Origin of the sequence: Kitasatospora sp. NPDC051984 (assembly GCF_044593455.1) — a bacterium.
GTDB lineage: Bacteria > Actinomycetota > Actinomycetes > Streptomycetales > Streptomycetaceae > Kitasatospora.
This window is the reverse complement of sequence record NZ_JBIUCB010000002.1, coordinates 82,160-105,131: the sequence shown is the minus strand read 5'-3', so window position 1 is coordinate 105,131 and position 22,972 is coordinate 82,160. Positions and strand designations below refer to the sequence as shown.

General features: G+C 73.2%; 25 protein-coding genes. 14 read left to right on the top strand and 11 right to left on the bottom strand.

What is annotated here, in order from left to right:
- The first annotated feature begins 23 nt into the window (after window positions 1-23).
- Window positions 24-1,037, top strand: a complete 1,014-nt coding sequence (locus ACIHEI_RS04485) for an LLM class F420-dependent oxidoreductase (RefSeq protein ID WP_396605560.1) — start codon at window positions 24-26, stop codon at window positions 1,035-1,037.
- 66 nt (window positions 1,038-1,103) lie between these two features.
- Window positions 1,104-2,183, top strand: a complete 1,080-nt coding sequence (locus ACIHEI_RS04480; protein ID WP_387635764.1) for an LLM class flavin-dependent oxidoreductase — start codon at window positions 1,104-1,106, stop codon at window positions 2,181-2,183.
- A 335-nt stretch (window positions 2,184-2,518) separates the two neighbouring features.
- Here the strand turns inward: ACIHEI_RS04480 and ACIHEI_RS04475 are convergent, their stop codons facing one another.
- On the bottom strand, window positions 2,519-3,280 hold the full coding sequence (locus ACIHEI_RS04475) for an alpha/beta fold hydrolase (RefSeq protein ID WP_396605559.1): 762 nt from the start codon (window positions 3,278-3,280) through the stop codon (window positions 2,519-2,521).
- A 54-nt stretch (window positions 3,281-3,334) separates the two neighbouring features.
- The gene (locus tag ACIHEI_RS04470; RefSeq protein WP_392945226.1) at window positions 3,335-3,814 is read right to left on the bottom strand and encodes an ATP-binding protein; all 480 of its coding nucleotides are present in this window, start codon (window positions 3,812-3,814) and stop codon (window positions 3,335-3,337) included.
- Between the two features lie 227 nt (window positions 3,815-4,041).
- On the opposite strand from ACIHEI_RS04470, the gene ACIHEI_RS04465 reads away from it, so the two are divergent.
- The 5 genes from ACIHEI_RS04465 (at window position 4,042) to ACIHEI_RS04445 (ending at window position 6,931) form a co-directional block, all read left to right on the top strand.
- A complete protein-coding gene (locus ACIHEI_RS04465) occupies window positions 4,042-4,914 on the top strand; it encodes a helix-turn-helix domain-containing protein (RefSeq protein WP_392945224.1) in 873 nt (290 codons plus the stop codon).
- Window positions 4,915-4,916: 2 nt separating this feature from the next.
- Window positions 4,917-5,147 (top strand): DUF397 domain-containing protein, encoded by a 231-nt coding sequence (locus tag ACIHEI_RS04460; RefSeq protein WP_392945221.1) that lies wholly within the window; start codon window positions 4,917-4,919, stop codon window positions 5,145-5,147.
- Between the two features lie 209 nt (window positions 5,148-5,356).
- Window positions 5,357-5,587 (top strand): DUF397 domain-containing protein, encoded by a 231-nt coding sequence (locus ACIHEI_RS04455; protein WP_396605558.1) that lies wholly within the window; start codon window positions 5,357-5,359, stop codon window positions 5,585-5,587.
- A gap of 631 nt (window positions 5,588-6,218) precedes the next feature.
- Entirely contained in the window at window positions 6,219-6,668 is a 450-nt protein-coding gene (locus ACIHEI_RS04450; RefSeq protein ID WP_396605557.1) for an ABC-three component system protein, read from the top strand.
- The gene (locus tag ACIHEI_RS04445) at window positions 6,665-6,931 is read left to right on the top strand and encodes an ABC-three component system middle component 6 (protein WP_396605556.1); all 267 of its coding nucleotides are present in this window, start codon (window positions 6,665-6,667) and stop codon (window positions 6,929-6,931) included. The genes ACIHEI_RS04450 and ACIHEI_RS04445 overlap by 4 nt, the downstream gene beginning before the upstream one ends.
- Before the next feature lie 244 nt (window positions 6,932-7,175).
- Here the strand turns inward: ACIHEI_RS04445 and ACIHEI_RS04440 are convergent, their stop codons facing one another.
- Both ACIHEI_RS04440 and sigJ read right to left on the bottom strand, forming a co-directional pair.
- Entirely contained in the window at window positions 7,176-9,227 is a 2,052-nt protein-coding gene (locus ACIHEI_RS04440) for an MMPL family transporter (protein WP_396605555.1), read from the bottom strand.
- Window positions 9,224-10,174: an RNA polymerase sigma factor SigJ gene (gene sigJ / locus ACIHEI_RS04435; protein ID WP_396605554.1), complete on the bottom strand. Its 951-nt coding sequence runs from the start codon at window positions 10,172-10,174 to the stop codon at window positions 9,224-9,226. The genes ACIHEI_RS04440 and sigJ overlap by 4 nt, the downstream gene beginning before the upstream one ends.
- 277 nt (window positions 10,175-10,451) lie before the next feature.
- Between sigJ and ACIHEI_RS04430 the strand changes: the two genes are divergently transcribed.
- The 4 genes from ACIHEI_RS04430 to ACIHEI_RS04415 all read left to right on the top strand — a co-directional run bounded on the left by ACIHEI_RS04430 (window position 10,452) and on the right by ACIHEI_RS04415 (window position 14,564).
- Entirely contained in the window at window positions 10,452-12,701 is a 2,250-nt protein-coding gene (locus tag ACIHEI_RS04430) for a hypothetical protein (protein WP_396605553.1), read from the top strand.
- Window positions 12,702-12,953: 252 nt separating this feature from the next.
- The gene (locus tag ACIHEI_RS04425; protein ID WP_396605552.1) at window positions 12,954-13,487 is read left to right on the top strand and encodes a GNAT family N-acetyltransferase; all 534 of its coding nucleotides are present in this window, start codon (window positions 12,954-12,956) and stop codon (window positions 13,485-13,487) included.
- A gap of 324 nt (window positions 13,488-13,811) precedes the next feature.
- Window positions 13,812-14,069, top strand: coding sequence for a hypothetical protein (locus tag ACIHEI_RS04420; protein WP_387635726.1), 258 nt, complete (start codon window positions 13,812-13,814; stop codon window positions 14,067-14,069).
- Window positions 14,070-14,072: 3 nt separating this feature from the next.
- Complete coding sequence (locus ACIHEI_RS04415) at window positions 14,073-14,564, top strand: acyl-CoA thioesterase (RefSeq protein ID WP_387635723.1); 492 nt, start codon at window positions 14,073-14,075, stop codon at window positions 14,562-14,564.
- A gap of 161 nt (window positions 14,565-14,725) precedes the next feature.
- Here ACIHEI_RS04415 and ACIHEI_RS04410 read toward each other — a convergent pair whose 3' ends face one another.
- The 5 genes from ACIHEI_RS04410 to ACIHEI_RS04390 all read right to left on the bottom strand — a co-directional run bounded on the left by ACIHEI_RS04410 (window position 14,726) and on the right by ACIHEI_RS04390 (window position 18,349).
- The gene (locus ACIHEI_RS04410) at window positions 14,726-14,851 is read right to left on the bottom strand and encodes a hypothetical protein (protein WP_387635721.1); all 126 of its coding nucleotides are present in this window, start codon (window positions 14,849-14,851) and stop codon (window positions 14,726-14,728) included.
- A gap of 48 nt (window positions 14,852-14,899) precedes the next feature.
- Entirely contained in the window at window positions 14,900-16,246 is a 1,347-nt protein-coding gene (locus ACIHEI_RS04405; RefSeq protein ID WP_396605551.1) for a hypothetical protein, read from the bottom strand.
- Between the two features lie 189 nt (window positions 16,247-16,435).
- Window positions 16,436-16,903 (bottom strand): SsgA family sporulation/cell division regulator, encoded by a 468-nt coding sequence (locus ACIHEI_RS04400; protein ID WP_396605550.1) that lies wholly within the window; start codon window positions 16,901-16,903, stop codon window positions 16,436-16,438.
- Window positions 16,900-17,040, bottom strand: coding sequence for a hypothetical protein (locus ACIHEI_RS04395; protein WP_396605549.1), 141 nt, complete (start codon window positions 17,038-17,040; stop codon window positions 16,900-16,902). The genes ACIHEI_RS04400 and ACIHEI_RS04395 overlap by 4 nt, the downstream gene beginning before the upstream one ends.
- Before the next feature lie 199 nt (window positions 17,041-17,239).
- Window positions 17,240-18,349, bottom strand: coding sequence for a hypothetical protein (locus ACIHEI_RS04390; protein WP_396605548.1), 1,110 nt, complete (start codon window positions 18,347-18,349; stop codon window positions 17,240-17,242).
- Window positions 18,350-18,634: 285 nt separating this feature from the next.
- Between ACIHEI_RS04390 and ACIHEI_RS04385 the strand changes: the two genes are divergently transcribed.
- Entirely contained in the window at window positions 18,635-19,303 is a 669-nt protein-coding gene (locus ACIHEI_RS04385; RefSeq protein WP_396605547.1) for a DUF4241 domain-containing protein, read from the top strand.
- Window positions 19,304-19,321: 18 nt separating this feature from the next.
- Here ACIHEI_RS04385 and ACIHEI_RS04380 read toward each other — a convergent pair whose 3' ends face one another.
- Both ACIHEI_RS04380 and ACIHEI_RS04375 read right to left on the bottom strand, forming a co-directional pair.
- Window positions 19,322-19,954 carry a DJ-1/PfpI family protein gene (locus ACIHEI_RS04380; protein WP_396605546.1) on the bottom strand — a complete coding sequence of 211 codons (633 nt, stop codon included), beginning with the start codon at window positions 19,952-19,954 and terminating at the stop codon, window positions 19,322-19,324.
- A gap of 34 nt (window positions 19,955-19,988) precedes the next feature.
- Window positions 19,989-20,924: a GlxA family transcriptional regulator gene (locus ACIHEI_RS04375; protein WP_396605545.1), complete on the bottom strand. Its 936-nt coding sequence runs from the start codon at window positions 20,922-20,924 to the stop codon at window positions 19,989-19,991.
- Window positions 20,925-21,103: 179 nt separating this feature from the next.
- On the opposite strand from ACIHEI_RS04375, the gene ACIHEI_RS04370 reads away from it, so the two are divergent.
- Both ACIHEI_RS04370 and ACIHEI_RS04365 read left to right on the top strand, forming a co-directional pair.
- A complete protein-coding gene (locus tag ACIHEI_RS04370; RefSeq protein ID WP_396605544.1) occupies window positions 21,104-22,192 on the top strand; it encodes a serine hydrolase domain-containing protein in 1,089 nt (362 codons plus the stop codon).
- The gene (locus tag ACIHEI_RS04365) at window positions 22,189-22,965 is read left to right on the top strand and encodes a MerR family transcriptional regulator (RefSeq protein ID WP_396605543.1); all 777 of its coding nucleotides are present in this window, start codon (window positions 22,189-22,191) and stop codon (window positions 22,963-22,965) included. Before ACIHEI_RS04370 ends, ACIHEI_RS04365 begins: the two co-directional genes overlap by 4 nt.
- Window positions 22,966-22,972 lie beyond the last annotated feature (7 nt).

The window sequence follows — 22,972 nt, the reverse complement described above, 5'->3', positions numbered from 1 at the left end:
TCGGCTATGAGAAAGGCAAGTTCGTGACCAATTCCCTCCCGCACCACCGGGCGGCGCCCGCCTGGGGCATCACCCTGCCGCTGCCCGGACTCACCATCGACCGCCACCGCTTCCTGGTCGAGCGGCTGCCGGAGCTCGGCTACGGCGACGTGTGGAGCGCGGAGGGCGGCGGCACCGACGCGTTCACCCCGCTCGCCGCCACCGCCGCCTGGTCGCCGCACCTGCGGATCGCCACCGGCATCGTCCCCGTCCACACCCGCGGGCCGGCCGTGCTCGCCCAGACCGCCGCCACGCTCGCCCAACTCGCGCCAGGGCGAGTCCTGTTGGGCATCGGGGCGTCCGTGCCCGCGCACGTCACCGACATCAACGGCATTCCGTTCGACGAGCCCTTCAAGCGCACCCGCGACGTGCTGCGGTTCCTGACCGCCGCGCTGCGCGGAGAACACGTCGCCGGAGAGTTCGACACCTTCTCCATCACCGGCTACCGCCTGCCCCACCCGCCCACCGAACCGGTCAAGGTCATCCTCGGCGCGCTGCGGCCCGGCATGCTGCGGCTCGGCTTCACCGAAGGCGACGGTGCGATCACCAACCTGCTCGGCGCCCACGACCTGCCGAAGGTGCTCGACACCGTCGGGCCGCAGCCGCCCGGCAAGGAACTCGTCGTCAAGGTGTTCGTCTGCCCCACCGAGGACACCGCGTACGCGCACCGCGCCAGCCGGCCGTTCCTCGCCTGGATCCTCAACCGCGAGCCCTACCGCAAGTTCCACCAGTGGCTCGGCAACGGGGAGTTGCTCGCCGAGACGCACAAGCGCTGGGCCGACGGCGACCACGAGGGAGCGCAGCGCGCCCTGCCCGACGAGGTCGTCGACGCGCTGTTCATCAGCGGCTCGCCCGAGGAGTGCCGCGAACAGATCCTGCGCTACCAGCAGCCCGGCGTCACCGCCATCCAGCTGTACGTCTCGCTGCCGCCCGAGGTGTTCGCCAGCCGCACCCGGCTGCTCGACACCCTCGCCCGGCTCGGGCCCGCCGCAAGGTGACCGCTAACTGTTCTGGGGCGGGCCGCAGTTGGGCGGCCCGCCCGCCACCCCTCGTGGAGGAACCCCATGGAACTCGAACTGCGCGGAGGCGTCCGCGCCGCCCCCGTCCTCGGCGACACCCCCGCCGAACGGCAGGCCCTGCGCTGGGCACCCGATCCGCGCGAACGCACCGCCGACCCCGCCCACATCAGCCGCACCGCACGGGAGTTGGAGGAGGACGGGCTGGACAGCGCACTCGTCGTCCAGTCCTCCTCCTGGCCCGACCCCTGGCTGGTGGCCGGCTGGGCGCTCGCCGCCACCAGCCGCCTGCGGATCGCCGCCGCGCACCGCATCGGCACCAACTCGCCCACCGTGGCCGCACGTTCACTCGCCACGCTCGATCGGCTCTCCGGCGGACGGATCAGCGCCCACGTGATCATCGGCTCCAGCGACGCGGACGTCGCCCGGGACGGCGACACCCTTCCCAAGGCCGAACGGTACCGGCGCGCCGAGGAGTACCTGTCGGTCTTCACCCGCTACCTCGCCACCGAGACCGACCTCGACCACCACGGCGAGTACTACACCCTGCGCGCCGCCAGACCCGGCCTGCGGCCCGCCCCCGGCAGCGAGTTGATCTCCTTCGGCGGCTCCTCGCCGCAGGGCGTCGAACTCGCCGCGAAGTACGCGCAGGTGTACGCCGTCCCCCCGCTCCCGCTACCCGACACCCGACTGCGGATCGCCGAAGCCCGCGCCGCCGCCGCCCGCCACGGCCGCACCCTGCGCATCTGGCGGCACGTCACCGTCGTCCTCGCCGAGACCGACACCGCCGCACAGCAGCACCTCCGCCGACTCCGCCGCGACGCGATACGGCTCACCGCCGGCCCCGACGCCGCCCGGCACCTCGACGCCGTCGCGCTCGACCGCGACCGCGAACGCGGCCGCGAAGGTGCCGGTGCGGACCAGGTCGCCTCCTACATCCGCCGCAACCTCACCAACGCCTACACCGGCTCCCCCGCGACCGTCGCCACCCGCATCCACCTCCTCCGTGCGGCCGGCGTCGACATCGTCCAACTCGACCTCCCCACCGAGACGGCGCGCGACCGCGCCCTCCGCCGCGAGCTGGTCACCCACCTGCGGAACCCGCTGTCGGTGCGGCGGGCGTGGTGAGACGCGGCCTGCGGCCGGCGAGGTGGGGGTGGGGACGAGTGGTGGCCTGCGGCCGGCGGAGTGGTGGGTCGGGGGAGAAGGCTTGACCGCGCCCTTCGCCGCGAGCTGGTCACCCATCTGCGGAACCCGCTGTCGGTGCGGCGGGCGTGGTGAGACGCGGCCTGCGGCCGGCGGGGGCGGTTTCGGGGAGAGACGGGGGCCTGCGGCTGGCGGTGGGGGCGAGGGGCTTCGTCGCCGGTTGGCCGCCACCGCTGCGACACGCTTCGGCGGCCTGCGGAGGCGGCCGGGAGGCGGGGCGGGTGTCGGGTCGTGGGGTTGTTGTGCTGGCGGTTCGGTCAGTTGATCAGGCGGAGGACCGCGTCGGGGGCCCGGAGGGGTGGGAGGTGGTCGACGTCGGGGAGGCGGATGAGGGCGCAGGTGAGGCGGGTGGCGGTCTGTTCGGCGCAGTCGATGACGGCGGGGCGGTCGAGGTCGCCGATGAGGACGGTGGCGGGTATTGCGGTCAGTTCGGTGAGGCGGTCGAAGACCGGGGGGTCGGCCTGTTGGTGGATGTCCTCGCCGGGCCAGGCCCGGGCCGCGGAGCGGAGCTGGGAGCTTGCGGCCTCGTCGGCGCCGGACGCCGCCCACTCGCGCAGGCCGTAGGCGGTCAGGCCGTCCAGGTCGTCCGCGGCCACCAGCCGGTCGTATTCGGCGTCGAGTTCGGGTTCGTCCGGCCACGGGTAGCCGGGCACGCCGGGGCAGAGCAGCACCAACGACTCGACCCGCTCGGGCTGTTGGAGGGCGAACCCGAGTGCCGTCCCGCCACCCATGCTGCAGCCGACCAGGCGGAGCCGGACCCGGTCGAGCCCGAAGTGGTCCAGGACGGCGTGCAGGTCTGCCAGGGGCGAGTACGCGGTGGTGGGCTGCGGCGAGCGCCCGTAGCCGCGCACGTCGTAGCGGATCACCCGGTGGCGCGCGGTGAGTTCGGGCAGCAGCCCGTCCCAGATCGGCGAGTCGCCGACCCCGGGGTGCAGCAGTACCAGGGGCGGCCCGTCACCCCCGCTGTCCGCGGCCCATACGTCCCCGTCGCCGAGTTGGATCAGTCCGTCCCATGTCATGGCGGTCATTGTGCGGAGCAAGTCGCCTGCCGCGCATCGGAATTCCCGGGGGCCTCACGCCGCGGTGGTGCGGTCGCGGGGCAGGGTGCAGGTGATCTGCTTGCCGAGCGGGGTGGGGGTGACCGTCCAGCCGGGGGCGAGCGCGTCGAGGATCCACAGGCCGCGGCCGGTGCCCGTGCGCGAGTTGTCGGGTGGCTCGGCGGAACGGGTCGGCAGGACGGCGGGTTCGGGGTCGTGGACCTGGACGACGAACTCGTGGCCGGCGTCGGCCAGTCGGACGATCACCGGCGCGTGCGGGCCGCACAGCCGTACCGCGTTGCCGACGAGTTCGCTGGCCACCAGGCGGGCGGCCTCGGCGACTTCCTCGGCGGCGCCGGCCGAGGTGACCGTCTTGAAGACCCGGGCCCGCATCTCGACCAGGTGTTCGGCGCTGGCGTTCATGTGCAGGACGAACCCGTCGGGGCGCGGCGAGAGGTAGAAGCCGCGGGTGGCGGAGTCGGGTTCGGGCGGTGCTGGGGCGCGGTGTTCGCGCATGGCGGGCTCCCGTGCGGCTGAGCAAACCGCCGACCGTGAGGGCGAGTTGAGGCGCCCCTCGGTCGGCGCAAGGAAGGCAGCGGCGTGTGCCACGAGGCGTGACCGGGCGGTCGCGCCGTGCTACCGGGAGTCAGCATGCCTGCCAGGTTGCCCGGTGGGCAATATGCCCAGCCGGTTTTCCCTCGATCGGTTGCTGTGTGCTTGCGGAGCAGTGGAGACTGGCGCCCATGGCGAAGAGGAACCCCGCCCCCAAGTCCGTGTACCGACGTCAGCTCGCCTCCCGGCTCAAGGAGTTGAGAGACGTCCGGGAGCTGACGCTCACGCAGGTGGCCGAGGTGGTGGAGGTCAACCAGAGCTCGCTGAGCCGGATCGAGAACGGCGACCGTGGCACAACTCCGTTGTTGGTCAAGGCATTGCTGGACTGTTACCAGGTCATTGACCCGGTCGAGCGGGAGGACATCCTCGACCTGGTCCGCGCGGATCAGGCCCAGCGGCAGCAGTGGTGGAAGAAGTACTCGGCCGTCATCAACACCACGCAGTACGGCGGTTACCTGGCGCTCGAGTCCAGCGCCACCAGCCTCCGCTCCTACGAACCGCAGCTGATGCCGGGCCTGCTGCAGACCGCCGACTACGCGCGGCGGGTCATCACCGAGATGCGAGTGGATCTGACGGCCAAGCAGGTCGATGCGCTGGTGACGGTGCGGATGGAGCGCCAGGAGAAGGTGCTGGGACGCGAGGACGCGCCGAAGCTCTGGGCGGTGATCGATGAAGCCGCCATACGACGGATCGCGAGCAACCGCTCAGTGATGAAGGGGCAGTTGGAGCACCTGCTGGAGGTCTCGCCCCGTCCGGGCCTCACACTTCAGTTGCTGCCGTTCTCGGCCGGATTTCATCCCGGGCTGTACGGATCGTTCGTGCTCATGGGCTTTCCGGAGACAAATTCGGATGTCGTGTGGGTAGAGAATGGCCCCAACTCGGTGTACTTCGAGGGGTCCGAGGATGTGGAGCGCTACACCGAGGTCTTCGACCACCTGCGGGCCCGTGCCCTCGGCCCACCCGAGACCCGCAGCCAGATCAGCAAGATCATCAAGGAGCTGTAAGAGTGAGCACCACCAAGCCCGCCCCTGTCGAGCTCGACTTCTCGGATGTCGTCTGGGAGAAGTCCCCGTTCAGCGGCGGCCACGACAACTGCGTGGAGTTCGGCGTGGTCGGCGCGTTCATCGCCGTCCGTGACTCCAAGCGGCCGCAGCAGACGCCTCTCGTCTACACCCGTGACGAGATCCGGGCCATGGTCCAGGGCGTGAAGGCCGGCGCCTTCGACCACCTGGTCTGACACCAGTAGGCCCATGGATGTCACGGCCCCGTTCGGCGCACCACACCCTAGGTGAGGCCGGGCGGGGCCGTTTCGGACGGTACGTCAGGTCGCTCGAAATAGTGAACTTCTCGGTGCTTTCACGCGCGAGCGCCCAGTGGGAGAAGAGTGGGCCTCGGCCCACCCGGGGCCCGCAGCCGGATCGCCGAGATTCCCAAGGAGTGGTCAGAGTGAGCACCACCAAGCCCGTCCCCGCCGAGCTGGACTTCTCGGATGTCGTCTGGGAGAAGTCCCCGTTCAGCGGGGGCAACGACAACTGTGTGGAGTTCGGCGTGGTCGGCACGTTCATCGCGGTCCGTGACTCCAAGCGGCCGCAGCAGACGCCTCTCGTCTACACCCGTGACGAGATCCGGGCCATGGTCCAGGGCGTGAAGGCCGGCGCCTTCGACCACCTGGTCTGACGGCAGTTGGCCCACTGACGTCAACGGCCCCGTTCGACGCACCACACCCTGGGTGCGGCCGAGCGGGGCCGTCTTGGACGGTTCGTCAGATCCCCCGAAGTGGTGAACTTTTCAGCGGGTTGGAGGGTGGCCGGGAGGTGTCCGGCATCGTTCCCCAGGCCAACGGACGCTGTCCGGGGTATCAGGGCGTTGCCGTTCCCGCAGGGATCGTGCGGGACGAGGAGGGGAACCCGTGCTTTTCCGCATCAGCGGCAGTACGCGCAGGCCAGGTGGCGCGCGATGCTGGAGGCAAGTTCGGGGAGTGAGTTCGAGAAGCTGTTCCACCGGCTGATGGAGCTCTGCGACGACGGCTACGTGCCGGTGGCGACGTGCGGGAACGTCGGCGACCTGGGCGCGGACGGCCTTGGGCTCGGCGGGCGGAGGCTGTACGCGTGTTACGCGCCCGAGACGGTGGATGCGGCCCAAATCCGCTCGAAGTTCCGCAAGGATCTCGCGGGTGCGCTCGCCAAACGCTTCGGTCAGTTCGACACCTTCGTGTTCGTGCACAACATGAAGCGCGGAGCCGACCCCCCGGCTGGAGACGCTGTTGGGCGAGAGCATTCCGGTCCACGAGGTCGCCTACGGAGTCGGAATGGCCGAAATCGAGCCGCTGCTGCGGCACTTGGCGGAGAACCGTTCGCACGGTACCGCCGGACCGGGGCCGATCCCACTGCCGAGCGCCCGTAAGGCCGACTTCAACCGGCTCTCCGCCCGGTCCCAGGAGATCCTGCGGCGGGCCAGGCCGTTCACCTACCAGGTGGGCCGGTACTGCCAGGGGCTGCTCGACGTCAACGAACGCGACGAAGTGGCCGAGGACTTCGCGGCACAGTGCCGGGTGCTGCGCGCCGAACTCGGGGACAGTCCCGACGACATTCTGTGGCAGATGCAGGGCTACGTGCTCGGCCGGACCCGGGCGACCTGGGAGCGTTCGGATGCGGCGGACGTGGTGCTGACCTACTTCTTCGAGGAGTGCGACATTTTCGAAGTCCCGCCCGCGGGCTGGGAGTCGGGGGCGCTGCCGATCCAGCGGGAAGCCCGGTGATCACGCCGACCAAGGGAATTGCGCCGGATCGTGCGCTGCTGGCCATCGGGGCCCAGATCGCCCTGCAGCTGGACCGTCCGCTGACGGTCAGTCAAACCTGGTCGCGCCTGCGGGAGTGGCGGATCGGCCACGGGCATGCGTCGCCGGTTTCGTTCGGCTGGTTCGTCCTTGCCCTGGATGTTCTGCATGCGCTGGGAGCGCTCGAACTGACCGACGACCTGCTGACCTTGAGGAGGGCCGATGCTGAGGCGATTGAGCGCTGACGACCGGCGGTTCAGGACGATCGAGTTCCGGCCGGGCCTCAACCTGCTGGTCGCGGGCAGCGTGTCCGACGCGAGGGCCACGGACAGCCGCAACGGTGCGGGCAAGTCCAGTGTGATCGCGGCTGACGGACCGCTACGACGAAGGCGGGCTGTTCGGGTTCCGCTTCGACCGGCGTACCTGAGCCCCCGGAGACCGGCCGGCGCGGATGGCGGTGCATCGTGACGCCGACCGGTGGTGGGTGGGTCAGGGGTGGCGGGTGGGCCACCAGAGGCGGGGGCCGGTGTCGAGGGTGAGGGCGGTGACGAGGACGGAGCGGACGAGGAGGGTGTCGAGGAGGACGCCGAAGGCGACGGTGAAGCCGAGTTCGGCGGCGAAGACCAGGGGGAGGGACGCCATGGCGGCGAAGGTGCCGGCGAGGACGAGGCCGGCGGAGGTGATGACGCCGCCGGTGGCGGTGAGGGCGGTGCGGGCCGCGCGGCGGGTGCCGAGGGTGCGGGCGTCCTCGCGGGCGCGGGTGACCAGGAAGATGTTGTAGTCGACGCCGAGGGCGACCAGGAAGACGAAGGCGAGGAGCGGGAACGAGGCGTCCGTCCCGGCGAAGTGGAACAGGTGGCGGAAGACCAGGGCGGAGACGCCGAGCGCCGCGCCGAAGGAGAGCACCACGGTGCCGATCAGCAGCAGCGGGGCGAGGGCCGAGCGGAGCAGGACGGCGAGGATCAGCAGCACCGTCAGCAGGACGACCGGGATGATCAGGGCGTCGTCGCGGGAGGCCGCGTCCCGGGTGTCGAGGGCGATCGCGGTGGTGCCGCCGACGAGTGCGTCCGCGCCCGGTACGGCGTGCACCGCGGTGCGGGCGAGGGAGACGGTGCGCATCGCGTCCCGGCTGGACGGGTCGGTGGAGAGTTCGGCCGTCAACAGGACTTGAGGGCCGGCGAGGAGGGGTTCCCCAACGGCCTGGACGCCCGGCACACCGGCCAATGCATCGCGGACGGCGGAGGCGGCGTCGGAGCGGGCCACCACGTACAGCGGGTCGCCCGCGCCGGCCGGGAAGTGCGCCGCCTGGACCTGCTTGCCGGCGGCGGTCTGCGGGCGGCCGGTGAACTGTTCGGTGTCGGCGAGGCCGTCCGCGCGCAGCGCGAAGCAGCCGAGGGCGAGGGCGCCGAGGGCGAGTGCGGTGCCGATCCAGACGGTGCGGGGGCGGCGGGCGATGGCGTCGCCCAGGCGGGTCCAGGCCCGGCCGCCGTCGGGCGCGGCGGCGCCGTACTCGGGGCGGCGCGGCCAGAACGCCCGCCGCCCGCAGGCCACCAGCAGTGCGGGCATCAGCGTCAGCATGGCGAGCCAGCCGACCAGGACGCCGATCGCGCAGGCCGGCCCCATGCCGCGGGTGGAGTTGAGCTCGGCCAGGACGAGCAGCAGGAGCCCGGCCGCGACGGTCGCCGCCGAGGCGGTGATGGCGGGTGCGCAGCGGCGCAGGGCGCGGGCCATCGCCTCGTGCGGGTCCCGGTGGCGCGCGAGTTCCTCGCGGTAGCGGGCGATCAGCAGCAGCGCGTAGTCGGTGGCCGCGCCGAACACCAGCACCACCAGGATGAACCCGGTCTGCTTGTTGACGACCAGCCCGGCGTACCGGGCGAGCACGAACACCAGTGCTTCCGCGACCGCCAGCGCCCCGCCGACGGTGAGCAGCGACAGCAGCGGCAGCCACGGACTGCGGTAGGTGAGCAGCAGGATCAGCACCACCACGACCGCCGTGATCGTGGTCAGGCCGCCGCCCGCGCCGAACGCCTTGATGGAGTCGGACGCGTACCCGGCGGGCCCGGTGACGTGGAAGCCCGGGCCGTCGGCGTGCGCGGTGCCGATCGCGGTCAGCGCGTCCACGGTGCGCCCGAGGCCCTCCCAGCCGTCCTGCCCCTTGTGCAGCTGGACGACGGTCTGCAGCGCCTGCCCGTCCGGCGAGGCCACCGGCCCCTGCACGGCGCCGACCACCGACTCGACGGCGGCGAAGGCCCTCGCATCGGCCTGGGCGTTGATCAGATCAGCGGATGTGATGCCGGTCTGGCGGTCGTACAGGACGATCGCCGGGACGGTGTCCGCCGCCCCGAGCGCGGCGGCCCGCTGCACCACGGCGGTGGACTCCGCCCCACCCGGCAGCCACGCCGCGTTGTCGTTCTGCTCCACCTCACCGAGCCGCCCCGCCAGCAGCAGGGCCGGCATCAGCAGCACCGCCCAGGCCGCCAGCACCACCCACTTGCCGCGCCGACCGGCGGGCACCGTCAGCCATCCGGCAAGCCCCTTCACGCCAGACCCCCCAGCTTGTCGGGGTTGGACACCGCGTAGATGCCGGAGATCCGGTCGCCGTCCGGCACCAGGTCCAGCACCAGCACCGCGAACGCCCGGCCGAACGCCGAAACCACCACCGCGGGCGCGCCATTGACGCTCCGCCAGTCCATCACCAGCGCACGACCGCCGAACTTCGATGCCAGGGCCGCCAGCAGCCGCGCCACCTTGGCCCGGCCGGTGAGCGGACGCAGCCCCCCGGGCGCCTTCCCGCCGCCGTCGCCCCACAGCGTCACGTCCGGCGACAGCAACTCCAGCAGCGCCGCCAGATCCCCGCCGAGCGCCGCCGCAAGGAAACGTTCCGTCACCTGCCGCCGCACCGCCGGCTCCGGCTCGTACCGGGGCCGCCTGGCCTGCACGTGCTCCCGCGCCCGCTTCGTCAACTGCCGCACCGCCGCCGGGCTGCGCCCCAGGATCCCGGCGATCTCCGCGCCGCTGTACCCGAACACCTCGTGCAGCACGAACGCGCTGCGCTCCAGCGGCGACAGCGTCTCCAGCACCACCAGCAGCGCCAACGACACCGCCTCGGCGCGCTCCACCGCCGCCTGCCCGTCCCCGACCGGCGCCCCCGGCCCCGCCAACGGACCCACCAGCGGCTCCGGCAGCCACGGCCCCACGTACGTCTCGCGCCGCCGGCTCACCGCCGCCTGCTGCGCCAGCGCCCGGTTCACCGCCACCCGCACCAGATACGCCTTCGGGTGCTCCACCGGCCCCGCCGCCCCGTCCGCGCGCCGCGCCGCCCAGGCCAGCCAGGTGTCCTGCAGCACGTCCTCGGTGTCGGCGACGCTGCCGAGCAGGTTGTAGACGAGGGCGAACAGCAGCTCGCGATGCTCGGCGTACTCCCGCGTGGCGTCCTCGGAGGCTGTTCCTTCCGCGCGCTCCGCCTGCCCCGTCCGGTGCCCGGTCATCCTGGGTGTCCTCTCCGCCGATCGCGTTTGATCGTGTTGATCGTGTCGGGGATGAGAGCGCTGCCGGGCCGCGAAAGTGACATGGCGGTGGACGGTGTGAGCCAGTTCACAGGGAGGGCCCGGCGGTTCGAACGGACGTACCCGCACCTCCAGTAGGCTGACCGGCGCCGGAGATGTACGGGGGACGGGCCACGCCGGGCGCAGCAGCCGCGCCGTGCACGCCACCCCGTGGAGGGGGCCGGCGCACGGGGACGGACACGAAGGACAGCGCGGAACAGTGAACGGCACAGCGGTGGACGACGGCACGCAGGAGCAGGGCGTCAGCATCTGGCGGTACGCCCTCGACGAGGGCGCGGACCCCGCCGGGCGGGTCCCCGTCCATGCGGTGCAGGGCAGTTGGCCGCCCGGCCCGGACGCCGCGTACCGGCCGCACCCGCGCCACCGCCGACCGCTGACCGACCCCGTCCCCGCCGACGCGCCGCCGCCCGGCCTGCCCCCGCTCGGCGCCGGACGCCGGCCCGCCGGGCGCGCCCTGCTGTCCTGGCTGGAGGACACCCGGGGCCCGCGCCTGTGCCGGGTGGCCGGCTCGTCCGGCAGCGGCCGCACCCACCTGCTGACCTGGCTCGCCGCCGCCTGCCCGGCCGACCACCCGCGGCCCGGGCGCCGCGTCCACGCACTGCTGGACGTCGAGGGGCTGACGGTCCGTTCGGCCACCACCCGGCTCGCCGACCTGCTCGGCCTCACCGCCGGCACCCCCGCAGACCTGCTCGAAGCACTCCAGGACGGCACCCCGCGCACCGTCGTCGTCACCGACCTCGACCGGGCCGGCGGACCGGACCTGCCCGGCACCCCCGAGCGGATCGCCGCCGAACTGCTCGCCCCGCTGCTGTCGGTCCCCTGGCTGCTGCTGGTCGTCGAGGCCGCCCACGGGCCCGCCGCCGACGAGTTGACCGCCGCCGCCCCCGGCGCCGCCGTCCTCGACCTCGACCAGCCCCAGTGGACCGACCCCGCGAAGTACGCCGACTGGTGCGCCCGCCTGACCGGCCACCAGATCGACCCCGGGACTACTCACCCCAGCCCCGGACTCGCCCAGCTCGCCGCCCGCACCCCCGGCGCCGTCCTCGACCCCGTCCGGACGCCCGCCGAACGCGCCACCGCCCTCGCCGACACCTGGTGGACGGCTCTCCCCGACGCCGAACGCGGCGCCCTGACCGCCCTGTCCACCGCCGACGGGCCGCTCAGCACCGAACTGTGGGCCACCCTCCCCGGCGCGGGCGGCGAACAGGTCGTCAAATCCGCCGCCGACCTGCTGCCCCCGCCGCCGATGGCCGACCGCTGGCGGCTGCGCCCCGACGAGGTCGCCCACCGGGTCGCCGCCGACCGTCCGCCCGTCGACCACGGCGCCATGATGTGGGAGGTGGCCGGCGGCATCCCCGTCCGCGACGACGGCGGACCCGACCTCGCCGCCAGCGACCCCGAACGCCTCGCGCTGCTGCTGCGGCACGCCTCCGCCGCCGACCCGGCCACGCCGATGCTCGACGAACTCGACCTGCTGCTGTACGCCGAACCCGCCACCGTCACCGCCGCGTTCCAACGCGCCGAGGACGCCGGCACCCCCGCCACCCCGCTCGCCGAGGCCTGGCGGCTCGCCGCGCCCGACCGGGCCGCACTCGCCCGCCCCGCCGACCGGGCCGCCGTCCTGCACGCCTGGCTGACCGGCCGCGACGACGCCTCCGCCGCGCACTGCGCCGAACTCGCCGCCGCCCGCTGGCACACCGTCTGGAACCGCCCCGCGCCCGGCCCCTGCATGACCGCGCTCGGCATCGGCCCGCGGACCGGCTCCCTGCTGGTGTTCGACGGCGCCGCGCTGCACCTGGCCGACCCCGCGACCGGCGAACTCACGTCGTCCGGCGAGCCGTTGACCGAACGCCACCCGCGCGCCCTCACCGCCACCGCGTTCGGCGGCGCGCTGCTGCTCGACGCCTCCGGCACGCTGAGCTCTCTCGTGGTGGACGGCGCGGTCGGCGCACCGCCCGGCACACTCGAAACGCTCGGCCCGTGCACCGCCGTCGCCGGCCACCACGATGCCCTCGTCCTCGGCCACCCCGACGGCTGCACCAGCCACACCACCCTCTCCACCGGCCTCACCCACCGCCCCGAGACCCCGCTGCACCACGGGCCCGTCACCGCGCTCGGCGTCACCGACGCGGACGGCGGCACCCTGGTGGTCAGCGGCGGCGAGGACGGCCGCGTCTGGACCTGGATGCCCGGCCGCCCGCCCCTCCCCGCCCCCGTCGACCAGCGCCCCCACCCCGTCACCGCCACCGCCCTCGGTGCCACCCCCGCCGGCCTCCTGCTCGCCGCCGCCTGGTCCGACGGCCTGCTCCGCCTGCGCCGCTGGGGCGAACGCCACCGCGGCGCCGACATCCGCCTCGGCGCCCCCATCCACTCCCTCGCCGTCACCCCCGACGGCCTGGTCATCGCCGCCCTCCCGGAGGCCGTCCTCGCCCTCACGCTGGTGGGGTGACACCCTAGGGCCTGTCCGGCCGATCTTGCCGGGCGCGCGACGCCGGATCATCCCGCCTGGACGCACCGCCGAAACATCCAAGTACACCCAGTACGAGGACGTTCCGGCGGCACGCCCAGCCGGGCGCCCGACGCCGCGCGCTGATCCGACAAGATCGACCGGACAGGCCCTCGGCCGGCCGCGCCCGCAGTGGGCTCGGGCCGGTAGCAAAAGCGGTTGTCGGAAAGGCAGTTGGTCGGATAGGAAGCTTGGATGCTTCGAGGCGAGAAGATCGGGCTACGGGCCCGGCACGACGAAGACCGGCCGATCCTGCGGCGCGAGCTCCACAACGACGTGCTGCTCTCGGCACGCTCCGAGGGGCGGCCGTGGCGGCCCGTCCCGGTGGACGGCAAGCCGCCGGAGATGCCGGACGACCCGAGCGTGGTGCACTTCTCCGCGGTCGAGCTGGAGACCGGCGCGCTGATCGGGGTGGCGGACCTGTGGGGCATCGACGCCCACAACCGGTCCGCGCACCTGGGGCTCGGCCTGCTGCCGGCCGCCCGCGGCAAGGGCTACGGGACGGACGTGGTGGCCGCGCTGTGCCAGTACGGCTTCACGGTGCGCGGGCTGCAGCGGCTCCAGGTTGACACCCTGACGGACAACCACGCGATGATCCGGGCCGCCGAGCGCAACGGCTTCGTCCGGGAGGGCACGCTGCGCGCCTCGGCCTGGGTGATGGGCGAGTTCCTGGACCAGGCCGTGCTCGGCCTGCTCGCCCGCGACTGGAAGCCGGCCCCGCGCGTCTGATGGCAGGACGTTTCACCTGATCATGTGATCACCCTATCGTCGCGTGTTTTGGATCATTACCGGGTGTCGATCACGTCCTCTGGGTTGGTGTACGTACGGTTCGGGAGGTCGGCCACCGCTGAAACAGGGTCCGGTGGAGGGCTGTGTTGAAAGAGTCCGGGAACGCAGCGATCTTCAACCAAACACAGGGAGCCCCACCATGTCCGGCTGCGGGGGGACCGAGTTTGATCACCGGAAGGACCTTGGCGTCAACGGATCCGCCTGTCCTTCCCCTCGGCGGATGAGGCCCTACACACATCAAGTCCGACAGGAAATGAGGAACCGATGACTGAGTACCGTGGCGGGGTCGATCAGGTGGAGAAGGTGTGCGCGGCCCTCGCGGGCCTGCCCGCATCCCAGCGACTCACCGAACTCGAACACCTCTGCCGGCGGACGGAGAAGATTCTCGGCCTCGCCGTCCTGGACACCGCGAGCGAGGTCTACGAACAGGGCGACGACGCCGCGCTGCACCGCTCCCCTTACGCCTACGGCTACCTGCGCCGCACTCTCGGCTTCGGGACCGACCACCGGATGGACGGCTGACCGTTGTACACCTACCTGTGCCGGACCCGCTGGGGCGACATGGACGCCTTCGGACACATCAACAACTTGAAGGTGCTGCAGTACGTGCAGGAGGCCGTCTACTGCCTGCTGTACGACGAGAGCGAGGGCCAGGAGCTGTTCGAGGACGGCTTCATGATCGCCCGCCATGAGATCGACTACCGCTCGCCGCTCTATCACTGCCCGACCCCGCTGCCCGTGCAGATCTGGGTGGAACGTCTCGGCACGGCGTCCATCGCCACCACCTGCGAGGCGCGCCGCGACGGCGAGCTGGCCTTCGAGGCCCGGACGGTCACCGTGCCGACCGACGCCGGAACCGGCCGCAGCCGGCCGCTGCGCGACGCGGAACGCCGGCACCTGAACCGCTACCGGATCCGCCCCATCGGACCGCTCTCCACCGTCGCCCCGGTCGGTCGGGTGCCCGTCCCGGCCACCGCCCGCCTCCGGGTGCCCGCGATGGGCGGACGGGCCTCCTGAGAACCCCCCGGGGAGAACCCTTTCTGCCCCGGATCACGACGAAGTCGCGAGGAAGCGGGCCGACCCCGGCCCCGGGCAACCCGCCCGACCCGGGGCCGGCCCGGAGCAGGTCCGGGGCCGGTCCGGAGCAGGTTCGGGGCCGGTCCGGAGCCGGTCCGGTCTCAGCGGGACGCCGCCACCGGCGCGGAGTCCTCGGCCGGCGGAGCGTCGGTGCGTTCGTCGGGCGGGGGTGCCTCGGCGGGAGAAGGCGGCGGGCGGAGCAGCGGGTAGTACGAGGGATCGTTCATGCCCCCATTGATCACCCCACCGGCGCGCGGCGGTTCCCGCGGCCCGCGCTAACCACCCAGGCGGGCGAACCGGCCCTCCAGGCGGGAGAGTTGCAGTGCGGTGGCCGGTGAGCGCAGCGCGTCGTGCCGCTCGCGGAAGCTCGTGTACGCCCGCCGGGCCTGGTGGATGTTCCCGGCGTCCAGCTCCAGGTGGGCCAGCTGGAGCAGCGACACCCCGATGGTGCGGTGCTCGCCCGCCGGCCGGGCCCGCAGCGAGGCCCGCAGGTACGACAGCGACAACTCGGTGGCCCGCAACGACCGGTGGACCTGCGCCGCCTGGTACAGCAGGGCCGGCTCCGGGTACCGGTGCGGGCCGCCCTCCGCCACCGACCGGGACGCCCACTGCTGGGCCGCGTCCAGCACCCGCAGCGCCTCGTCGGACTGCCGCAGCCGGGCCGCCGCCACCGCCCGCTGCGCCAGCACGAAGGCCCGCACCCCCGGCGCCGCGTCCGACGGCAGGTGCTCGACGGCCGCCTCCGCCAGCCGGGACGCGTACGCCTGGTGGCCCAGCGCCCCCGCCTGGGTGCTCTGGTCACGCAGCGCCATCGCCTGCGCCTGGCCGTCCTGCGCCTCCGCCGCCAGCCGGTACGCGAACCGGTAGTGCCGCTGCGCCTCCCCGTGCCGGTTGTCGTCGGTGTACGTCCGTCCGATCAGGCGCACCAACTGGGAGGCGGCGACCATGAGTTCACGGTGCCGCAGGTCGCCCGCGGAACTGGTCAGCCAGGGCAGCACGTGGTCGCGCAGGTACCCGAGCAGCGGACTGCGGGCGATCGCGCCGCCGTACCCGTCGTAGTGCCGAGACCCGAACGCCGTCATCTCCCGCACCGCCTCGACCTGCCGCGCCCCCACCCGCTCCGGGCCCGAGCGGCGCAGCACCGGCACGAATCGGGTCAGCGGCGCGGAAGGGACGGGCGGGGCCGGCGCGGTGGGCGCGGCGGGGGGAGAGGTGCGGGGCGAGGGCAGCAGGCGGATTCGGAACAGCGGAGGCTGAAACGTTTCGTCCGCGGACTCCCCGAACTGCGGCCTGGCGTGCAGCCGCCGCAGCCCCGCCAGCGCGTCCACCGGTTCCGGATCGCCGTCCTCACCGGCTGCCGCTCCGACCGGCCGGAGCCCCAGCTCCGCCCGGGACACCGGCCGGCCGAGCCGCCGGGTGAACGCCTCCTCCAGCAACTGCGGCCCCGGATGCCGGGGTTGGGTGCCCGACAGCCAGTGCGCCACCGTCGTCCGGTCGTAGCCGACACCGAACCCGCTCTCCCGGGCCACCTTCTGCAGGGCCGCCGCGAGGGCCGGCCCGTTCCAGCCCGCTTCCGCCATGCGGGCGCGCAGCGCGAGATTGGGTCCACGGACGTGCGGCATCGACAACTCCCAGGGGCGGACCGCCGAGAGGCCGGCCCCCGGATCAACGGTCGGCGTCGGCGTCGGCGGCGAGAACCGGCATGCGGAAACGCCCCCTGTTCAACGCGCGGAACCGGAAATCGGTGCGGCGGGAACGCGGTTCGGTGCCGGCGCCCCGCGCGCCGGGCCCAGGCCGGGCCCAGGCCGGGCTCACTCCGGGCGGGTCGGGTGGTCGGGGAGGAGGTGGCGGAGGAGGGCGGTGATGTCCAGGTGGTGGTGTTCGGTTCCCGGCGGGACGACGCGGTGGGAGCGGCGGAGGAAGTCGCGGATCGGGGCGGCGGGGGTGTGCAGGACGGCGGTGTGGCCGGGAGTGGTGAGGGCGATGGCGAGGCGGCCGGGGTCGGTGGGGGAGCGGCGGACCGTGACGTCGCCGAGGCCGGCCCGGCCGTTCAGGCCCTCGGTGAGGAGTTCTCGGCCGAACAGCCAGGTGATGGGCTCGTCGAGGTCGGCGTGGCAGTCCAGGTGCACCGCGTACGGGTCGGTCCGGTAGTAGCGCAGGCGGGCCGGGACGGAGACCCGCAGTCCGGGGCATGGGCGCACGGTGACGTCCAGGAGTTGGACGCAGTCCGGGTCGTCGGCGCGGCGGAGCCAGGTGCTCGGCGTGTTCTGGTGGGTCACCGGGTCTCCCTCGGGTGGTCGGACTCGGGCGGGGTGATGCTCTTGGGTGTCGCGAAGCGGGGCGGGGTGGTCAGGCGGGACCACTCCTGGTCGGTGCGGCCGGGCACGGTGCGGCCGGACTGGTGCCAGAGGGTCACCAGCCCGGCATAGATCGGGGCGTGCTGAATCGTTTCGTCACAAACGCCCGTCGGGGCCAAGGAGTCGGCACTCACGTTCGGGCATAACGATCGAACCCGGGGGCGGTAACGGTGCCCGTCGGTCGAGTGTTCAGGCTGCGGGAGTGTGGGGCGCGGCGACGGCGCGGGCGCGCGGCAAGGGTGCCCGTCGGTCGAGTGTTCAGGCCGCGGGGGCGTGGGTCGCGGCGACGGCGCGGGCGTGGTCGAAGGCGCGGACGGGGTGCGAGGTGGAGGTCCAGGGGTGGGCGCCGCACCAGGGGCCGAGCAGGTGGAACTGCTCCAGGGCGAGCGCGGGTTGCCGGGCGACCAGCGCGAAGTGCGCCAACAGGTGCCGCAGCAGCGGGAGTTGATCGTGCGGCGTCGGAACGGCGTCCAGCGCCGACGCCACGGCGGGCAGCAGCTCGCCCAGCCGGCCCGCGTCCGGGAGGCCGTACAGGCCGTGCCGCTGCTCCAGTTCGGTCAGCGCCTGGAGGTACAGCCCGGGCAGCACCGAACCGGCCGGGGCGGTGCGGACCGCCTGTTCGGCGAAGCGCAGCATCTGCGCGTCGCTGCCGTGCCACTTGGCGCACCAGTACTGCATGGCCTGCCAGTGCCCGCCCACGTGGTGCGGGGCGCGTGCCGTCAACTCCTGCCACAGGGCGCGGAATCGGCGGTTGCTCAGCGGAACGCCGCGGGCCGTGGTGACCAGCACCGCCCACGGGCCGGGGTCGCGCGGGTCCAACGCGGCGGCCTCCCGGGCGGCCGTGTTCGCCTCGGCCAGCAGCGACTTGAAGGCGGTCAGATGTCCGGCCGGCACCTGGTGCGCGAGCGCGCTGCCGCGCGCCTCCCAGGCCCGCTGCACCAGCAGCCGGGCGTACACGGTGGTGGCCGCGCACGCCTCGGTGCCCGACTCGCGCCACGCGGTGAGCCACTCGTCGCGCTCGGCCGCCACCCGGGTCAGGAAGTCCAGCCGGGACCACCGTTCGTCCCAGTCCTCCCCGGCCGCCACCACGTAAGCCGCGGCCGCCCGCCAGCCGCCGGCCAGGCAGGAGTCGGCCAGCGCCTCCAGCTCCTTGCGCCGCAGCAGCGCCAGCGGCGGGCCCGCGCGCCCCGGGTCCAGCTCCGCGCTCGGCACCAGCCCGTACTGCCTCGGATCGAACCCGTCGGGCGTGGGCGCCACCGGGGGTTGCGCCGGAGCCGGCACCGGTGCCGGTACGGTGCCGCCGCTCCAGCGCCGACGGGTCAGCAGCGAGAGCAGCAGGACGGTACCGAACACCAGAGCGGGGGTCATACCGAGAATGATCTCCCACCGGCCGCGGCGCCCGTGCACCGGTCGGACGGGTTCGGTGGCCCGCTGTGGGGGGCAGCGGATTGTCGAACGTCTTGGCGGGCATGCGGGCGGCGGCCAGGTCTTCCGGCAGGGCAGCAGAGCCGGCCGTCCGGGCCGTTTCAGGACCGGGTGGGCGGGCGCTACCGTGGGGGCCGCGCGCGGGTGGTGTTCGTCCGATGATCACTCCGGAACTCCCGTTCGCCTTCCGGTCCCTGAGCGACGAGTGCGACGAGAGCGAGCCCCCTGATGCCCCTTGCGGCCCCCGATGTGGCGCGACTGTTCACTCCGGGCAGCCAGTACGACTGCGGGCACGACCGCACCGCCACCGTGGTCGCGCTGCCCGAAGCGGTGCTGGCGCTGCCCACCGGCCGGCTGGTGGCGTGCGATCCGGTGATCGGACTGGTGGACGAGAACGAGCCGTTCCTCGCCGTCGCGCCGCCGGGCAGCTACCCCGTCACGCTCGCCGTGGTCGAGGTGCGCAACGCGTACGGCCCCGGCTCCTCGGACACCCGGATCGCCGCCGCCCTGCTGCGGGTCGGCGACCGGCCGGCGGTGCGGTGGGAGCTGGCGCTGAGCGAGGGCCAGGACGAACAACGGCTCGGCCCGGGCGACTTCTTCGGGTACGGCGTGGACGCGGGCAGCGGCTGCTTCCTGGACGCGTCCGCCGTCGGCCCGATCGGCGAACTGGTCGAGCAGGACGCCGACCCGGTCGTCGACGCCATCCACGACGCTGGCCCCCGCCCAGCCACCGTCACCGATCCGGCGAGCGGCCACACCATGGTGGCGTTCACCACCGGCTGGGGCGACGGCCACTACCCGACCTGGGTGGGCCGTGACGCCGACGGTCAAGTCACCGGATTCGTCAGCGAGTTCTTCGTCGTCCCGCAGCCAGGGCGCGGCCCCGCCGAAGGGTGACCGGGCCGCGGGGGCCGATCAGCCGGTCGCGCCGAACTGGGCGCGCACGGCGTCGACCACGGCCGGCGGGGCGGTCCTGACGGAGCCCGCGGTGTACGGCGGCTGCGGGTCGTACTCGATCAGCAGCTGGATGCCCTGCGCGATCGCGTCCCCGTGGATCCGGCCGGCCAGGTGCAGGCCCAGGTCGATGCCGGACGAGACGCCCGCCGCGGTCGCGTACTTGCCGTCGAACACCACCCGCTCCTCGACCGGCTCGGCACCGAACGCGGCCAGCGCCTGCGGCAGGAACCAGTGGGTGGTGGCGCGGCGGCCGGTGAGCAGCCCGGCGGCGGCCAGCAGGAGCGAGCCGGTGCAGACCGAGGTGGTCCAGGTGGTGGTGGCGTCGACGGCCCGCAGCCACTCCAGCACCTCGGGCTTCCCCTGCTGCGCCGTCGAGCCCGGCCCGCCGGGGACGAGCAGCAGGTCGGCGGAGGTGACTTCGTCCAGGGCGGCGTCGGCGGTGAGCGCGAGGCTGCCCAGGTCGGAGCGGACCGGCCCGCGCCGGGCCGCCGTGAACACCACCTCGGCGCCGGGCATCCGGGCCAGGACCTCGTACGGGCCGACGGCGTCCAGCGCGGTGAAGCGGTCGTAGAGCAGGATGGCGATCTTCATCGGGTGCCTCTCTCTCGAATGGATTGACGCTCCGTCAAGGTGTGTGGCGGAAGCGGCGGCGGTAGTCGATCGGACTGACGGACAGCGTGCGGGCGAAGGCGCGGCGCATGGCCTCCGGGTTGCGGTAGCCGCAGAGGCGGGCGACCTGTTCGACGCCGTCGTCGCTGTCCTCCAGCCGGCGGCGGGCCATCTCCAGCCGTATGCCGTCCACGTAGCGGCCGGGGGTGGTGCCGGTCTCGGCGGCGAACACCCGGGCGAACTGGCGCGGCGACAGCGCGACGCGGCGGGCCAGGGCCTCGACGGACAGGTCGGCGTCCGGGTGTTCGGTGATCCAGCGCTGCAGCTCGCGCAGCGGCTGCCGGACGGCGAGTTGGGCGGCCAGCTGGGTGGAGAACTGGGCCTGGCCGCCCGGCCGTCGCAGGAACATCACCAGGTGCCGGGCGATGCCGAGGGCGAGTTCGCGGCCGAGGTCCTCCTCGACCAGGGCGAGCGCCAGGTCGATGCCGGCCGTGACCCCGGCGGAGGTGGCCACCCGCCCGTCCCGGACGTGGATCGGGTCGGGATCGACGGTGACGTCCGGGAAGCGGCGGGCCAGTTCCGCGCTGTGCGCCCAGTGCGTGGTGGCCCGCCGTCCGGACAGCAGCCCCGCCTCGGCGAGCAGGAACGCGCCCGTGCAGACGGACGCGATGCGCTCTGCTCGGTCGGCCAACTCGCCGATCTGCTCGATGAGTTCGGGCGTCGGGTTCCGGGTGCCCGGGCCGCCGGGGGCGATCAGGGTGTGCGGGGCGGCCGCGTGGGCGAGGTCCTCGTCGGGCAGCAGGCGCAGCCCGCTGCTTGTTCGCACCGGGAGCCCGCCGGGCGAGGCGGTGCGGATCCGGTAGCCGGCCGCCGAGAGCACTTCCAGTGGGCCGGTGACATCGAGGCTCTGCACCCCGTCGAAGAGCACGAAGAGCACGCTGCGATCGGCCATGTCCCCACCCTCGCAAGCGCTTACGGCGACAGCAATGACGGATACCCCACCTTTTCTGCCATGCCCGTTGTGGCTGTGAGCCGGGTCACGGTTGAGGTTGACCTCGGGTCAGGGTGGAGGCTCGTCGCATCGGCAGGGGGCGCCGACTTGGGTGCCACGAAGCGAAGGAGTCAACCAGTATGTCCAGCAACGGTTTTGTCGATCGTCCGGAGCTTCGGCGGACGATCGAGGAGCTGGTCGAGGCCGGCTTCCTCGGGATCCAGCTCCGGGTGAACGACGAGCGGGGCGAGTGGGTCGGCAGCGCCGGCGTACGCGAGTTGGGGCGGAGCGCCGCGCCGCTGGTCGACGGGCACTTCCGGATCGGCAGCAGCACCAAGAGCTTCGTCGCGACGCTGGCGCTGATGCTGGTGGCCGAGGGCCGGCTCGGCCTGGACGACCCGGCCGCCCGCCACCTGTCCGGGTTCGGACTCGACCGGCGGATCACGGTGCGGATGCTGCTGCAGCACACCAGCGGGATCTTCAACCACACCGGCGAGCGCTACGAGGACGGGACGATCGTGCTCGGCGTCCCCTGGCAGGGCAAGGAGTGGGTGGACGGCCGCTTCCGGACGTACCTGCCCGAGGAGTTGGTGCGACTGTCGCTGTCAAAGCCGTTGCGGTTCACGCCCGGTGAGGGGTGGAGTTACTCCAACACCAACTACGTGCTGGCCCGCCTGGTGATCGAGAAGGTCACCGGCCGCACCTTCGCGGAGGAGTTGCGGCGGCTGATCCTGAGCCCACTGGGCATGACCGGCACCATCGCTCCGGGCAGTTCACCGGAGCTCCCCGAGCCGCACAATCACAGCTACTACCACTATGCGGACGCAGGGCAGGAGCGGACCGTCGACGTCACCCGGCAGAACCCGTCCTGGGTCGGCGCCGGTGGCGACCTGATCTCGACCACCCGGGACCTGCACACGTACTTCTCCGCGCTGATGGGCGGCCGGCTCCTGCCGGCCGGGCTGCTGGCCGAGATGCGCGCGCCGGAGGCGACCGTCGGCTATGGGCTGGGGGTGTTCGCGCAGCAGACGGACAGCGGCACCGTCTTCCACCACAACGGCGCCACCATGGGCTCGGCGGCGCTGATGTACGCCACGGCCGACGGCAGCACCACCCTCACCGCCGGACTGACCTGGGTGGACGACGCCGACCTCACGATCGCGCCGGCCTTCCAGGCCGCCCAACAGCGGCTCGTGGAACGGGTGTTCTGCGGCACACTGGGCCGATGACGAGCGGAGTGACGATCGGGCAGGCGGCGGCGTTCGTCGGCATCACGGTCAAGACGGTGCGGCACTATCACAAGCTCGGCCTGGTCGCGGAGCCGGAACGGGACAGCTCCGGCTACCGACGGTACGGGTCAGGGGAGTTGCTGCAACTGGTGCAGGTGCGGACGCTGGCCGCCGCGGGCGTGCCGCTGGCCGAGATCGGGCCGATGCTGACCGCCGAGGCCGCGCAGTTCGGCGCCGCGCTCGCCGACGTCGGGAGGCAACTCGCCGCGCGCATCGACGAGTTGGTCACCCGCCGTGACACGCTGCACCGGCTCGCCGACGGCGATCGCGCCCTGCTGCCCGACCGCGCCTGTTCCGTCCTGGAGTCGATGCGCGAACTCGGCCTCGACCCCGACTACGTGGCCGCGCAACGCGAAGCCCTGGTGCTGGCCCGGGCGTTGGTGCCGGAGGGCTTCGAGGGATTCCTCGCCCAGCTCGAACGCGGCCTGGACGACCCCGAGTTCGTCCGCCTCACCAAGCTCGGCTGGGAGGCCGAGGCCTGGGACGCGGACGATCCGAGGATCGAGGAACTCGCCACCGCCCTGGCCGCCCGCTACCTCGCCAACCCCGCACTGCTGGGCGACCCGGCCAGCCTGCGGGCCTGGGCGAAGGCCTCGGCCCAGTACCGGCTGATCAACCACCACCGCGAGGACCGGGCGCCGGTCGCGGCCCGGCTGACCGCACTCACCGAGGCCAAACTCCGCGCGGCGGGCGTGCCGATGCCGCAGCGGTGAACCGCGA

Bases quoted from the DNA above. Each gene is read 5' to 3' on its own strand.
- ACIHEI_RS04480 (WP_387635764.1), top strand. From the start codon at position 1,104: ATGGAACTCGAACTGCGCGGAGGCGTCCGCGCCGCCCCCGTCCTCGGC.
- ACIHEI_RS04475 (WP_396605559.1), bottom strand. From the start codon at position 3,280: ATGACATGGGACGGACTGATCCAACTCGGCGACGGGGACGTATGGGCC.
- ACIHEI_RS04470 (WP_392945226.1), bottom strand. From the start codon at position 3,814: ATGCGCGAACACCGCGCCCCAGCACCGCCCGAACCCGACTCCGCCACC.
- ACIHEI_RS04465 (WP_392945224.1), top strand. From the start codon at position 4,042: ATGGCGAAGAGGAACCCCGCCCCCAAGTCCGTGTACCGACGTCAGCTC.
- ACIHEI_RS04450 (WP_396605557.1), top strand. From the start codon at position 6,219: ATGGCCGAAATCGAGCCGCTGCTGCGGCACTTGGCGGAGAACCGTTCG.
- sigJ (WP_396605554.1), bottom strand. From the start codon at position 10,174: ATGACCGGGCACCGGACGGGGCAGGCGGAGCGCGCGGAAGGAACAGCC.
- ACIHEI_RS04425 (WP_396605552.1), top strand. From the start codon at position 12,954: ATGCTTCGAGGCGAGAAGATCGGGCTACGGGCCCGGCACGACGAAGAC.
- ACIHEI_RS04420 (WP_387635726.1), top strand. From the start codon at position 13,812: ATGACTGAGTACCGTGGCGGGGTCGATCAGGTGGAGAAGGTGTGCGCG.
- ACIHEI_RS04410 (WP_387635721.1), bottom strand. From the start codon at position 14,851: ATGAACGATCCCTCGTACTACCCGCTGCTCCGCCCGCCGCCTTCTCCC.
- ACIHEI_RS04405 (WP_396605551.1), bottom strand. From the start codon at position 16,246: ATGCCGCACGTCCGTGGACCCAATCTCGCGCTGCGCGCCCGCATGGCG.
- ACIHEI_RS04390 (WP_396605548.1), bottom strand. From the start codon at position 18,349: ATGACCCCCGCTCTGGTGTTCGGTACCGTCCTGCTGCTCTCGCTGCTG.
- ACIHEI_RS04385 (WP_396605547.1), top strand. From the start codon at position 18,635: ATGCCCCTTGCGGCCCCCGATGTGGCGCGACTGTTCACTCCGGGCAGC.
- ACIHEI_RS04380 (WP_396605546.1), bottom strand. From the start codon at position 19,954: ATGAAGATCGCCATCCTGCTCTACGACCGCTTCACCGCGCTGGACGCC.
- ACIHEI_RS04375 (WP_396605545.1), bottom strand. From the start codon at position 20,924: ATGGCCGATCGCAGCGTGCTCTTCGTGCTCTTCGACGGGGTGCAGAGC.
- ACIHEI_RS04370 (WP_396605544.1), top strand. From the start codon at position 21,104: ATGTCCAGCAACGGTTTTGTCGATCGTCCGGAGCTTCGGCGGACGATC.
- ACIHEI_RS04365 (WP_396605543.1), top strand. From the start codon at position 22,189: ATGACGAGCGGAGTGACGATCGGGCAGGCGGCGGCGTTCGTCGGCATC.